The organism is Paraburkholderia solitsugae (genome assembly GCF_013177695.1).
GTDB classification, from domain to species: domain Bacteria; phylum Pseudomonadota; class Gammaproteobacteria; order Burkholderiales; family Burkholderiaceae; genus Paraburkholderia; species Paraburkholderia solitsugae.
In genome coordinates this window covers 72,367-85,517 of sequence record NZ_WOEY01000027.1, presented here as the reverse complement: position 1 = coordinate 85,517, position 13,151 = coordinate 72,367, and the positions used below count along the sequence as shown (strand labels likewise).

Below are 13,151 nucleotides of genomic sequence, written 5' to 3'. Positions count from 1 at the left end.
GCTTACCTCGTTCTTACCGGTCGTTCTTTTCCGCAAATGATTCCGGACGCGCTGTTAGGGGCAGCGGCCGTAGTTGTCGTTGAACCTCACAATGTCGTCTTCACCGAGATAGGTGCCAGACTGGATTTCAATGATTTCGAGCGGCACTTTGCCGGGATTCTCGAGCCGGTGTCGCGTGCCAAGCGGGATGTAGGTCGATTCGTTTTCACTCAGCAGGAACTGCTCTTCGCCGCGCGTAACGAGCGCCGTGCCGCGCACGACGACCCAGTGTTCGGCGCGGTGGTGATGCAATTGCAGCGACAGCTTCGCGCCTGGCGTGACGACGATGCGCTTCACCTGGAAGCGTTCGCCGTGGTCGATGGAATCGTAGAAACCCCACGGGCGGCGCACCTTGCGATGCGCATCGGCCTCGGGTGCGTGCTGCGCCTTGATGCGTGATACCAGGCCCTTGACGTCCTGCACGTGCGAACGGTCGACCACCAGCACAGCGTCTGCGGTTTCGACGACCACCACATTGGTCGTGCCGACACAGGCAACGAGCCGGCCTTCGGAATGCGCATAGCTCGACACCGCGCCTTCGAACGCCACGCGGCCGCGCCCGGCGTTGCCGTTGGCGTCCTTCTCCATCGCAGCCCAGACGGCGTCCCAGGAGCCGAGATCCGACCAGCCGGCATCGAGTCGCACGACCACGCCCGACGGATTCGCGCCGGCCCCTGCTTGCGGGTCCGCGTCGTGGGTCGCAGCCGCCTCGTCCACGGCATCCGCGGCGCTCAAGTCCGTCAGACGCTCCATCACCGCATAGTCGATCGAGTCAGCGGGCGAACTCAGGAAAGCGTCCACCAGCGGACGGAAATACGCACCTTCGGTGCGGCCGTCCACGAATGCGCGTTCGCAGGCCGCGTGCATCTCGGGCTGCAGCCGTTTTAATGTATCGAGCCACACGCGCGCCCGCACGACAAAGAGCCCGGCGTTCCACCAGTACGTGCCCGCGGCGACGTACTGCGCGGCGATTTCCTCCGCCGGCTTTTCGACGAAGCCGTCGATCGCATGGCCACCATCAGGCAATGTCGCGCCGACGCGGATATAGCCGAAGCCCGTATCGGGGCGCGTGGGCGGCACGCCCAACGTGGCGATCGCGCCCCGTTCCGCGTACCTGGCGGCGCATTCCAGCGCGCCTTGCAGCGCGGGCACATCCGCAATCGAGTGGTCGGCCGGCATGACGATGAGAATCGCGTCGTCGCCATTAGCGCACGCGAGCGACGCCGCCAGCGTCAACGCCGGCGCCGTATCACGCCGTGCAGGCTCGACGATCAGACGCGCGGCCATGCCGTTTTCAAGAAGTTGTTCGGTAATCACAAACCGGTGTTCTTCACCGCACACGATGATCGGCGACGCGTCCACGTTCCAGCCGGCGGGAAATCCGTCCATACGCCGCGCGGTCGCCTGCAGCAACGAGTCAGAACCGACGACGTCGATCAGTTGCTTCGGATAGTTTTCACGCGACAGCGGCCACAGCCGCGTACCCGAACCACCGGCAAGAATGACCGGGACGATGCGCGCGCAATGCGCGCCAGCGGTCCCGGCATTGGCGCCGTCCGGGTTCACCGACGTAGCGCTCACAGCTCCCTGAGTCAACATATTCGCATTCCTTATAATTCTGTGAGATCAACGAAATATTTACCGAAGTACTGCGTGAAACGACTACTTGATGGGCGCGGTCAGCGCGGCTCGCGCCGCGTGCGCTACCCGCCGACCATGCGGCGGCTTTGAATCCGGAACTCAGTGGGGGAAATTCTCATCCGCTTGCGGAAGACTTTCGCGAGGCGGTCACCGTTACCCATGCCGGTGCGCCGGGCAATCTTGTCCACCGGTAATTCCGACTCGGTCAGCAGGCTGCAGGTCACCGCAAGGCGCTCATGCAAAAGGAAACTCGAGGGTGTGATGCCCATTTCCATCTTGAAGCGGCGCAGGAAGTTGCGCTCGCTCATCGCGGCAAACTGAGCCGCATCGGCAATCGAAATGGCCTGCTGACAATTCTCTTGCAGCCAGCGAGCCGCCGCGCGCACCTTGTCGCCGGGGCTCAACCCACCGTCTTCGCCAAGCAGCGGTGCGAGGTTTGAGCACGAGTCGGCCAGCAGGCGCTCCGCCACCGTGCGGGCGGCTGCGCCACCGAGATCGCGCTTGATCATGGCAAGCGCGCTTCTCATCGATTCAAGCCGGTCGCCCGCATCACCGTTCTGCTCGGCCTGGCGCGACAGCACCGGCTGCTGCTGGTGGAAATCGCCGCTTTCCTTGCAGTCCGGCACATAGGCCGCCTCGAGTAGCGCGCGCCCTTCCGCGATCGGCCGGATCATGCCGGTATTGCGGCGAACGCGCCGTAACCAGGCGATCAGCCGCTCGTCGCCAGCTGCGGCGAATGCGCCTTTGCCACCGGCGACATACAACGCGTCGAAGCCGCCGTAATGCCGCGCGTCAAGTCCGTCGGTCCAGACCCGCAGTGCGGACGACGAGGTCACCATGCCGCCGTCGGCCGACAGGAAGGAAACGTCATACAACCAGCCGCCCGAGCCGGACGATGCCAGCTCGTTCGCGGCCTGAAACACCTCGGCAACCACGCCCGCGCCCTGCAGCGAGCAGTCGTTGAACATCAGTATCGCGATGCGACGCATACCCTTGTTCGGTGCATGCACCCAGCGCAGCATTGCAGACTCGAGACTCGCGCAGGTCATAGTCATCCTCTCACCATAAAACGGATCGATTTTTCAACCTTGAACGCCAACACAGAGGAATGCTCTGTGCAGTGCATCATAGCCATCTGCCATCAAGCATTTAGCCGCCATGACCGAAACTGCAGACATGTTGGCGCTTTGATATGGTGGCCAACCAGTCATTTTCAGAACAATCCCGCCACTACTGTTTTTTCAGTGAATTAATTGCCGATTCTGCATATGAATGACTTTACGTTCCGCGAATCTTAATGCCAATTAATGCGCTTTTTCGTGCGCTGGCACACATACAATCGCCGCTCGAAATGCTTGAGTTGCAATTTGATCCGCCCGTCATTCCGCAGATTTGAAGTAACTTCTTCCCATCACGTCGTCAGAATGAGCGCAGCCGCCCTGCTCCTACCAGCCGCTGCTTTTACCAGATGCCCAAAGGGCTTTCTTCTGACGATATATTCGGTCCGCAGAGACATGTAAAACAGGTTCTAATATAAGCACTTTTGGAGCGACAAAATTATTTAATTCGTTGTTATTGGATCTGGAGAATATAAACAGGACGATTAATGTTTCAAACGTGAAACACGGCAATAAGACAACTTTAGCCCGCCCGGCAATAGACGGGCCAATGGCGGATTCTGTCGGATGAGAGCCGGTATGATTCCGCCACTCAATTGCGGAAATGGCCTATGCGGTTTCCGCAACACATTTCGATCCGAGGTAGCCTGAGGCGGGTCTGACCTGGTCAACTAGCCATTCAGCGACGCCTTGTCGCCGGAACTTATACGTCGAACGACACGGGGAACACATGTCGAATGTACGTGAACATCGCGCGCTGCGACCACTCGCCGGCGCCTTCGCCACTCACGGGTTAGCGCTGCGCGCCGCTGCCTTGGCAGCGGCGTTTGTCCTGCTGGGCCTCACCGCCGGCCCCTGCAGCACGGCTGCGGCTGCAGCCGGTCCGGACAGCACGAGCCCCGCCGATCTAACGGTCGACGGCAGGAAGTGGACACCCTGCGCGGCGGAGTACGGCACCTGCCGGTTCAGCGGCACGCGTGACGTGCTGTACGGCACAGTCGCGCAGCATGTAGTGAAGACGTTTTCGAACAGCGCCGATTGCAATAATGGTGTGTTCGGCGATCCAGCGCCCGGTGTGGAGAAGCGTTGCGCGTTTGCGGTTAGCGCGGCAGACGCGGGCACGGCAGCGAGAGCGGCTGCGGCGAACCCGGGCACCGCGCCAGCCGCCGCGCCGGAATCGACAGCCACCGCGCCCACTGCATTGAAGGCACCGCCCGGACAGGGCCTGCGCTGCGCCGCACCCACCTCGCAGGTGCGCGCGGCCGCCGACGGCGATCTGCTGGAAGCGGATACGCCGAGCGACGGCACGCGCCTGTTCGCCGCGGACAAACCGTTCGCGCTCGTCTTCACAACCCGTCCCTCGCAAAACGACACGCTCGACTGGCAGATCCGCGACAGCTGGAATGCCGTGCGCGCCAGCGGCCGCTTCCCCGTTGCGGCGGGCGCCACGCTATCGACCCTCAGTTGCGCGTCGACCGTTGCCGGCTACTTCGCCGTCTCCGCTTCACTGGAACGCGCACACGGCCAGCTCGAATCGCGCGGCACACGCCCTGCGGGCATCGCCACCTTCGGCGTATTGCCTGACACCTCCGCTGCGTTACCCGCCGTACGCTTCCCCTATGAGGATCTGCATCGATTCGGCGGACAGGGCACCGCCTACCTTGCGCCCGGGCAGCATTGCTGCGACGGTGACGGCTATCGGCCGGTCTATACGGCGCTCGGCCTTTCGTGGGCGAACGACAACCGCAACTGGTATATGGAGGAGCCGAAAAACGCGGGCACTTTCGATCCCGCCAGCAAACAGTTGGTCCCCTACTTCCGGCGCGGCGACATCATGCGCCTGATCCAGCTCGACGGGATTCCTCAGTGGGCCAGCCCGACCGGCAAAGAGACGCACAGCTACGCGCCGACCTCGCTCGCGCAAATGCGGGACTACATGGCCAAAGTCGGCGCCGAGTCCAACCGCACGCGGATGACCTACTTCCCCAAACAGCGCGACAACTACTATCAGGTGACGTGGGAACCGGACGCCGATGGAGGCCTGCCATGGCGCGATACAGACGCAAATTTCGTCGCGATGTACAAGGCGGTCTGGGAGGGCATTCATCAGACGGACCCGCACGCCGTGGTAATGGGTACAACGTACGCCTCCGTGCAGGTCAATGTCGAGAAGATGCGCCGTCTCGGTCCGCTCGGAATCGGCCGCTATATGGACGGCATGACCATTCACGGCTATTACGACATCGGAACGACGCCGTCGCATCCCCCCGAGCGCGTCGCCGACCCGGGGAATCTCGGCACCGTGCCAGGCGCGCTGCCCGCCGCGATGCGTGCGCTGCGCCATGAGCTGCATCAGTACCTGAAGCCCGGTGCGCCCCTGTTCGTCACCGAAACCGGTATCAGCTACGACATTGGTCAGGCATATGGCAAGAACTACCCGGGCGCGAACGTGCTGTATGCGCAAGCCGCGGTCGTGGCGCGCACGCATCTCATCCTGCTGGGCGAAGGCGCGGACATGACCTATGTGTTCTACCTCGCGGACATGCCGGACACCGCGCCAGGCTACGGAATTTTTTTCGAACTCGATCATCCGGATGGCGCCTACGGCCCCACTCACATCAGCCCCAAACCTGCCGCGCTCGCCGTGGCGGCGATGACGCGGATCATCGACGGAACGGATACGCTCGGGCCGCTCAGGAATTTGCCAAAAGGCGTTTACGCGTACGCATTCCGCCGGCTCGGCGGCGGCAAGATCGTGACCGCGCTGTGGACGCATGACAACGACGCATGGAACGCCAAAACCGGCTTCAGCGCGAGCCAGAGCGCGGACTATCGTCTGAGGGTCGACGCGCCCGGCACGTCGGGCGAAGTGACGGTGTTCGACATGATGGGCAACGCGTCGACCCTGACGTATCGCGACGGTGTCGCGAGCCTCAAGCTGTCGCCGACGCCCATCTATGTGGTCTCCGACAACGCCGGCGTGTTCAAGGACGCGGTCATGACCCCGGAAGGTTACGTTCCTCGCTAGACGGGCCGCGCGTGGTGCGTCGCGCGCGTCGTGGCGGCCGTAGGCACTTCGACAGCGCGCTCGCTGTCGCGATCTGCCGATACTTCGGCGTGATGTGACAGGGCAGCCCGTTGTTCGCGCACGTAGAATCCAGGCGGGTGCTGGTTCGCATGCACATCAACGCGCTGGAGCCGAGAGATGAACGGCCTCGCATGGACCATGATGGTGCTAGCCGCGATGGCCGGGGCGTTTCTCTTCGCGACGGTCGGCGCGGTGCTGGTCGCCCTGCTGCTGGCGAATGTCTCAAATCGCCTCACCCGGGACGATGAGCACCCTCACGACTATTAGTGCCTTCAGGATCGCCGTGCGCTCAACCGGTGCACGCCCCACGGGAGATGACATGCTGACCGAGATCGATTTCCTGGACGTCGTGCGTCTGACGCCGCTGGTCGCGATCGATCTGATCGTCAGCGACGCCCAGGGCCGCGTGCTGATCGGCCATCGTCGCAATCGCCCTGCACGCGGCACATGGTTTGTGCCTGGCGGGCGCATTCTTAAAGACGAAACGCTCGACGCAGCGTTCGCACGCATTGCCGACGCCGAATTGGGCATCGCGAAACTGGCGCGCTCGGCGGCCCGCTTCGAAGGCGTTTTCGAGCACCACTACCTGGACAACTTCGCCGCCGAGCCTGACGTGTCGACGCACTACATCGTGCTCGCCTATGCGCTGCAGTTCACCAGCACCGTCTCCGTCGGCCGGCTCGATCAGCACAGCGAATATCTCTGGCTCGCACCTGCGGCGCTGCTCGCGCGCGCCGATGTTCACGAGAACACCAAGGCCTACTTCCGCTAACGCTAGCGCCAGCGCCACGGCTACCGCCGCCAAGGTCACCGTCAGCGCTCGCGCCCCCGGGCGTCGGCGTGCCCCATTGCCGGCGCGCAAAGTGATGCCCACTGTGAGTTCGCCAACGTGGCGGCCCACGTCGATACAGTATGATCGAGCTCACCTCCAGGGCTCGAATCAACATGCGATCATCGGCAGCCAGACTCGTTCGCGATTCATCCATTGCTTTTCTAGCGCTACTTTTCTTCGCTTTCCTCCCCGGCTCGGCACGCGCGGCCAATTGCGGCGCCGGCACCCTGGTCACGGTCGTCGCCCACCTCGATGACGATCTGCTTTTCGTGGACCCCGCTATCAGCGAACGGCTCGACGCCGGCTGGTGCATCACGACCGTGCATCTGATCGGCGGCGCCAACGGTGCGAATTTCGCTTATGTGCAGACTCGCGAACAGGCTTCGCGGCTCGCTTATGCGCGCATGGCGGGGGTGCCTGACGAATGGATCGAAACGAATATTCCGATCGCCGGCAAGCTCTTGCATCAGATGGTGCTGAAGGCGAAGCCGCAGGTCCGTCTGCTCGAATTCCGGCTGCCCGGCGGCGCCGTGCGCGGCGGCCGCGTACCGCTCGGTCTTTTGTGGGAACAGCACGCCACGCTCTCCACCTATCCGATGAACGCCGACGGTTCCGTGCGTGTGCAATACGATCGGGCCTCGTTGTCGGCCACGCTGAAAGTGATACTCGCCGAGGCGTCACAAATCTACACGCTCAATCCGGACACCGTACCGTTTCTCGAGCACCCCGATCACATCTACTCCGCGCGCATCACACGCCACGTTGCCCAGACGCTGAACAAAAGCGTGCCGATCGTGTACCACGTCACCTATCCGACCGGCGACTGGCCCGGCAACGTTCCGGCGGCTGAAGTGCAGCGCAAGCGCGATATCGTTGCCAGCTATTTTTCTGTCGACGGCAACGAGTCTGCGGAGGTATTCGGCGAGTTCCAGTGGAACGGCAATTGGGTCGCGCGCCGCTATGCCTTTGCCGATCGCAGCGATCACCGCGTCACGGATTTTCAGGCGCGTCCCATTCAACTCTTCAATGCGGCAGCGAACCGCTGTCTGACCTCCGCGGGCAGCGGCCAGGCGCCGACACTCGCCGCGTGCACGGGTTCATCGACGCAACTATGGCGATGGGATCCACTGACCGTCTATCCCGGCAATACGCAGAACGCAGCGCTCGTCAGCGTCGCGACTTCGCAATGCATCGCCGAACGCGACGGCTATCTGACCTCCGAGACCTGCGATCAATGGGACATGGCGCAGCGCTGGACGCCGTGGGACTTCGGCCTCGTCTATACGCCACTGCGGCATTGCCTCGGTGAAAACGACGGCCGGCTCACCATGCGCGGCTGCACCTCGCTCACCACGCGCTACCGTTGGGCAACCACGCAACATACCCAGGCCACCGACCTGCGACTCGCCACCGCGATGGTTGGCGACATCGCTGGCACAGGCGAGACATCCGCGGTCTACGTGCAGCGCCAACACGATGGACCCGGATTCAACGTGTATGCGGCGTCGCTCGCGAAAGCGTCACGCCCCGCCCTGTGGTACGCCAGCACCGTCCCATTCGATCCGCGCGCCACGGCGCCGAGTTGCACGACTGACACGCTGTGCTTCGACAGCGCCCGCTTCCTGCTCGGTGACTTCGAAGGTGACGGCAAGGCTGACTTGATGGTTATCACCGCGCGCCAGGGCGGCACCGCGTTCTGGTTGCTTCACAGTACCGGCGAGCACTTCGAAGCCCCCCGTCTCTGGCTCCAGACCAGCAGTGCGTTCAGGCCCGACCTGACCCAGCAGTATGTGGCGGCGGATTTCAGTGGAACGGGGCGAACCGGCGTGCTGATCGCGCAGAAGCGAACCGATAGCGGGCTCGACCTCTGGCTGGTGTCGTCCACGGGCTCCGCCGGCTCGGCGCCGACGTTGATGACCCAGGCAAGAAACCTGCGCCAGAACGTCAATCTTCTGCCGGTGCAGGCGGCTGCAGCCCGTGCGTCACTGGTTGCGCTGGACGGTGCGGACGGACGGCTTGCGCTCACACCCATCGCCAACGACGGCACGCGCATGACAATCGGTGAGCGCAAGGTACTGCCGGCGAATTTTCTACCGGACTTCGTCAAAGTGACGGTCGGCGCCGTGCATGGCACGGCGAGCAATACGCTGATTCTGCTAACGCCGCATCTCGACGGCACGAACGACGACGCGCTCATCGACGTAGCCACCCTCGACACGGCGGATGCAGCCAGTGTGCCTGTCCGGGCAGCGACATTGCAGGGCATGTCGTGGTCGGATGTCTTCCCGGCCTTCGTGCTTGACAAGGGTAATGCGGCGCTCGTGCTTTATCGAAGAACCGACGCGACGCTCAGCGATTTCTATTTCACCGGCGGCGCACCGGCGCTGACGCGCTATCCGATAGGAAACGGCTTCGCCCTGGGCCCAGCCCAGGATCTCGGTGAACTGCCAGGGCTGTTCTCGGAGACGGTGCGGATCGATCGGTTAGCGCAGTAGCGCGAGCCGGTCGATCCGACGCAGTTCAGGCCGAAACCCGCAGCGGCCGGACGAACTGCCGCGCGATCGTCATGTAGCGATCTGCCGTGTCATGCAGCGTATAGCCCGCCAGTTGCCGGTTCGCACGCGGCATGTCGAGCGCCCTGAGCAAAGCCCGGCCATAGACCTCCGGATCGGTCGTATCGACAAGATTGACGCCGGCAAATCCACTGGCAAAGCCGAACGACGGAATCCGGTTCGCGACGACAGGAATACCCGAGGCGAGCGCCTCCAGAAAGCCGATGCTCTGCGCTTCAAAGCGCGAAGGCATGGCAAAGACACGCGAGGCGCGAAGGATCGCGGCGACATCCGAGCGCGGCCCGCACACCGTCACGCGGCTGTCCAACCCGAGTTGATGAACGAGCGACAGCACCGCCTCGTGATAGGGGATCTCCTCGACGACGCCGCACAGCAGCAAGCTCGCCTCGGGTTCGCTCTGCACGACACGCTCGAACGCGCGGATCGTGTCCAACTGGCGCTTACCTTCTATATAGCGGCCTAACTGAACAATCTGCTTGGCAGGCACGGCGGCGTCCGGTGCCGATGTGCCGTTGTCCGCCGCGAACAACGACGCGTCCACGCCATTCGGGATCACGACCATGGCCGGATGTTCGCCGATCTCCCGCAGGTAGTCGTCGATATTTTGCTGCGATACGCCGATGATCGCTCTCGCCCGCCGTGACAGCAGGCGCTCAGCCCGTTTGAGCGCGCCGTTCTCGAAGTCGTTGACGCCAGAGTGCATCACCCAGGCGATCGGCGTGTGCACGGGCAGAAGACGCACATAGAGTGCGGCGAGCGTGGCATGAGCCACGATGAAGTCGGGACGGAACTGACGCACCACGCGATACAGGTGCAGCAGTTTGCCCAGCTTGCCGTGATGCATGCTCGGGAACAGGCAGGTGACGCCGGCGGCCTGAAGCTCCGCGTGAATGTCGGCGAAATCATCCTGCTCTGGAAGCAGCGATGTAATACAGACCTCATGGCCGGCGCGTTGATGATAAATCGCGAGCCCTTTTACCAGTACCTCTGCCCCAGATAGCCGCGGTGCGTAAACCAACTGAAGAATTCTCACGATTTATCTCTCTGGATAACCGCCCTTTGTGCGCGGCGGATGGACATGCCGACTAGCAAGTACCGGTCCCAACAAACATCGACACCCCATCATCGTTTATCTCGCGCGCCCCTTTTCTCGGGGCGCGGCCTCGTCTTTCGTAAAACAGCGACAGTTCCGCCGCGAAGCTACTATCGCGAGGAAACCTTACACCGAAGGTCCAGCATTTTCCCGCCAACTCCAAGATTCAATCAGCTATGGAATGAGCGCTATCGCCCATTTCTCAGCTGATTACATCCATTCGCATAGTTAGGCATCCATTACAAATCTTTTCGACCCCAATTTCATGTGGCGGATAAAGACTGGTATCGCCATACGTATTATTTGGTGCGATCAATGCAATTAGTACTGCACTATTGATCATACGTAACGACTCGTTACTTCTTTTAAGCATAGTCATGCGTATTGTTGCGGTCGATTCTTCCCATCAGGGCCCGTCTTGCTTACAAGACAGTAAAAAGTTCGTCGAACGGCGCCGTGAACTCAAGAACTGCGATGTGAATTGCACGGTTCTTCAAGACGCTGATTGTTTTCGTCGTACCTTCCCCGGTCGTCCAATTCCGCCAAACCCGCCATGACGAGCGGCACGGATTTGTACGATATGAATTTCTCTGCAGAGAAATGCGTTTGGGGCCCACAACCCGGGAAGGCATCACCGTCGCGCAACCGAACCGTTGCGCGCCCAGGACGGCAAGTGTCGGAGCCTCGGTCATCGGCCGGCTTGCCATTGAACCCCGATGTTCGCTCCGTCTCCCGACGCGCTTCGCGCGAAGAGGCGAACGAATGTTCAGCTCACGCATTGGTTAGAGATTGATGAAATCGCAACTACTCCTACTCTCAACACTTTCCCTGGCACTCGCGGGCTGCGGCGGTGGCGGCGGCGGTAACGGCGCCAGCAGCAACGCAACCACCCAGCTCAACGGAACCGCCAGCCCGTCCGGCTCGTCCAACCTGGCTGCGGCAGGGAACAGCAGCACCGGCGGCACCGCTACGGTGAACGGCGCGGGCAGCACCGTCGCGGCACTCACTTGTACATCGCCGGCCATCTCGGCAGGCTCCGGCAGCGCCCCCCTTTCCGCCGACACGCCCAGCGCGAACGGCACACGGATCTTCGCTTCCGGCAGCACCTTCCCGCTCGCTTTCACCACCAACGTTTCGTCCGCGGACACCCTGAACTGGACCGTTACAGACACCCTCGGCAGAGTCGCGGCGAGCGGCAGCACCGCTGTACCGAGTGGATCGAACACCATCACGCTCAGCTGCACCTCGACGCTCGCCGGCTATTTCGCCGCGACGGGCACGCTCGCGCAGAACGGTGGCCAGTTGCCGCAGGCCGGCACGCGTCCGGTCGGCATCGCGACCTTCGGCGTGCTGCCGAACCTCGCCCAGGTCGTGCCTGCCGTCACCTATGCGCATCAGGAGCAGCACCGCTTCGGCATGCAAGGCGCGAACGACAACGGCCCGCTGCTCGCCGACCTCGGTATCTCGTCGACCATCGACGACCGCCAGCTCTCGACGATGGAACCGAGCGGACCGAACACGTTTAATCCGGCGGCCAACAATCTCGATCCGTTCTACACGACCGGCAACGTGATGCGCCTGATCCGCCTCGACGGGATTCCCGCGTGGGCGAGCAGCACCGGCGCATTCCAGGACGACACGAGCGTGCCAACCAGTCTTTCGTATTACCAGAGCTACATGAGCCGCGTCGGTACGGAATCGAACACGATTCGCACCACCTATTTCCCGCAGCAGTCGGCCAACTATTATCAGGTGACGTGGGAACCCAACCAGTTCTGGACCGACACGGACGCCAACTTCGTCGCGCTCTATCAGTCCGTCTATCAAGGCATCCATGCGACCGATCCGAACGCGGTGGTGATGGGCCCGACCGATGCGTTCCCGAGCCTGACCACGACGCGCCTGCAGCGCATCGCGTCGCTCGGCTTCGGCAAATACATCGACGCCGTCTCCACGCACGGTTACTACGACGCGGGCACGTCCCCTTCGCATCCGCCTGAGCGTTACGATGCCGATCCGTCCACGGCTTCAGGTTCGCTGCGCGGCCAGATGCGCGGTCTGCGCGCGGAAATGGCCACTGATTACCGTCCGGGCATGAAGCTGTTCTCGACGGAAGCCGGCATCAGCTACGACCTCGGGACCTCGTACGGTCCGAACTATCCGAGCTCGAACGTGTTGTACGCGCAAGCCGCAGTCGCGGCGCGCATGCACATCATCACGCTGGGTGAAGGGGCGGATCAGACCTACGTGTTCTATGGCGCGGACTATCCGGGCGAAGTCGGCTATGGCACGTTCTTCGATCTGAACGACGCGCAAGGCGCATTCGGCGCGACGAACATCAGTCCGAAGCCGGTCGCAATGGCGATCGCCGCCATGACGCACACGCTCGACGGCACCCACACGCTCGGAGCGGTAAACGGCACGCCGACCGGCGTCTACGCCTACGCGTTCCAGCAGGTCGGCAACGGCGCGGTGATCACCGCTTTGTGGACGCACAGCAATAGCGTATGGGACGCGAGCGTCGGCTTCAGCTCGACCTACAGCGTGCCGTATAGCCTCACCGTGGATGCGCCGGGCACGAGCGGCACGGTGAAAGTGATCGACATGATGGGCAATGCGTCGAGCGTGAACTACACCAACGGTACGCTCACGCTCAACCTGACAGAATCGCCGGTGTATGTGGTGTCGAACAACGCGTCGGTCGCCAAGGCCAACTCGACGGTCCCGGTGGGATACACCGGTATCTAACCCGCGAACGCCACCTCGT

The 13,151-nt window shown here is 62.6% G+C and carries 8 protein-coding genes; 5 read left to right on the top strand and 3 right to left on the bottom strand.

The window, feature by feature from the left end:
• Positions 1 to 54: 54 nt before the first annotated feature.
• The gene (locus tag GNZ12_RS07065) at positions 55 to 1,638 is read right to left on the bottom strand and encodes a sugar phosphate nucleotidyltransferase (protein ID WP_172309667.1); all 1,584 of its coding nucleotides are present in this window, start codon (positions 1,636 to 1,638) and stop codon (positions 55 to 57) included.
• Between the two features lie 104 nt (positions 1,639 to 1,742).
• The gene (locus GNZ12_RS07060) at positions 1,743 to 2,729 is read right to left on the bottom strand and encodes a helix-turn-helix domain-containing protein (RefSeq protein ID WP_172309706.1); all 987 of its coding nucleotides are present in this window, start codon (positions 2,727 to 2,729) and stop codon (positions 1,743 to 1,745) included.
• Positions 2,730 to 3,528: 799 nt separating this feature from the next.
• On the opposite strand from GNZ12_RS07060, the gene GNZ12_RS07055 reads away from it, so the two are divergent.
• From GNZ12_RS07055 to GNZ12_RS07040, 4 genes are all read left to right on the top strand, one after another.
• Positions 3,529 to 5,826 (top strand): hypothetical protein, encoded by a 2,298-nt coding sequence (locus GNZ12_RS07055; RefSeq protein ID WP_172309666.1) that lies wholly within the window; start codon positions 3,529 to 3,531, stop codon positions 5,824 to 5,826.
• A gap of 177 nt (positions 5,827 to 6,003) precedes the next feature.
• Positions 6,004 to 6,153 carry a hypothetical protein gene (locus GNZ12_RS07050; RefSeq protein WP_172309665.1) on the top strand — a complete coding sequence of 50 codons (150 nt, stop codon included), beginning with the start codon at positions 6,004 to 6,006 and terminating at the stop codon, positions 6,151 to 6,153.
• A gap of 52 nt (positions 6,154 to 6,205) precedes the next feature.
• Positions 6,206 to 6,658, top strand: a complete 453-nt coding sequence (locus GNZ12_RS07045; protein WP_172309664.1) for a GDP-mannose mannosyl hydrolase — start codon at positions 6,206 to 6,208, stop codon at positions 6,656 to 6,658.
• Positions 6,659 to 6,831: 173 nt separating this feature from the next.
• Positions 6,832 to 9,213: an RICIN domain-containing protein gene (locus tag GNZ12_RS07040; RefSeq protein WP_172309663.1), complete on the top strand. Its 2,382-nt coding sequence runs from the start codon at positions 6,832 to 6,834 to the stop codon at positions 9,211 to 9,213.
• A 25-nt stretch (positions 9,214 to 9,238) separates the two neighbouring features.
• Here the strand turns inward: GNZ12_RS07040 and GNZ12_RS07035 are convergent, their stop codons facing one another.
• Entirely contained in the window at positions 9,239 to 10,324 is a 1,086-nt protein-coding gene (locus GNZ12_RS07035; RefSeq protein ID WP_172309662.1) for a glycosyltransferase family 4 protein, read from the bottom strand.
• An 852-nt stretch (positions 10,325 to 11,176) separates the two neighbouring features.
• On the opposite strand from GNZ12_RS07035, the gene GNZ12_RS07030 reads away from it, so the two are divergent.
• Complete coding sequence (locus GNZ12_RS07030) at positions 11,177 to 13,132, top strand: glycoside hydrolase family protein (protein WP_172309661.1); 1,956 nt, start codon at positions 11,177 to 11,179, stop codon at positions 13,130 to 13,132.
• Positions 13,133 to 13,151: the final 19 nt, after the last annotated feature.

Excerpts from the sequence above, each read along its gene's own strand:
- GNZ12_RS07065 (WP_172309667.1), bottom strand. The coding sequence starts at position 1,638 with ATGTTGACTCAGGGAGCTGTGAGCGCTACGTCGGTGAACCCGGACGGC.
- GNZ12_RS07060 (WP_172309706.1), bottom strand. The coding sequence starts at position 2,729 with ATGACCTGCGCGAGTCTCGAGTCTGCAATGCTGCGCTGGGTGCATGCA.
- GNZ12_RS07055 (WP_172309666.1), top strand. The coding sequence starts at position 3,529 with ATGTCGAATGTACGTGAACATCGCGCGCTGCGACCACTCGCCGGCGCC.
- GNZ12_RS07050 (WP_172309665.1), top strand. The coding sequence starts at position 6,004 with ATGAACGGCCTCGCATGGACCATGATGGTGCTAGCCGCGATGGCCGGG.
- GNZ12_RS07045 (WP_172309664.1), top strand. The coding sequence starts at position 6,206 with ATGCTGACCGAGATCGATTTCCTGGACGTCGTGCGTCTGACGCCGCTG.
- GNZ12_RS07040 (WP_172309663.1), top strand. The coding sequence starts at position 6,832 with ATGCGATCATCGGCAGCCAGACTCGTTCGCGATTCATCCATTGCTTTT.
- GNZ12_RS07030 (WP_172309661.1), top strand. The coding sequence starts at position 11,177 with ATGAAATCGCAACTACTCCTACTCTCAACACTTTCCCTGGCACTCGCG.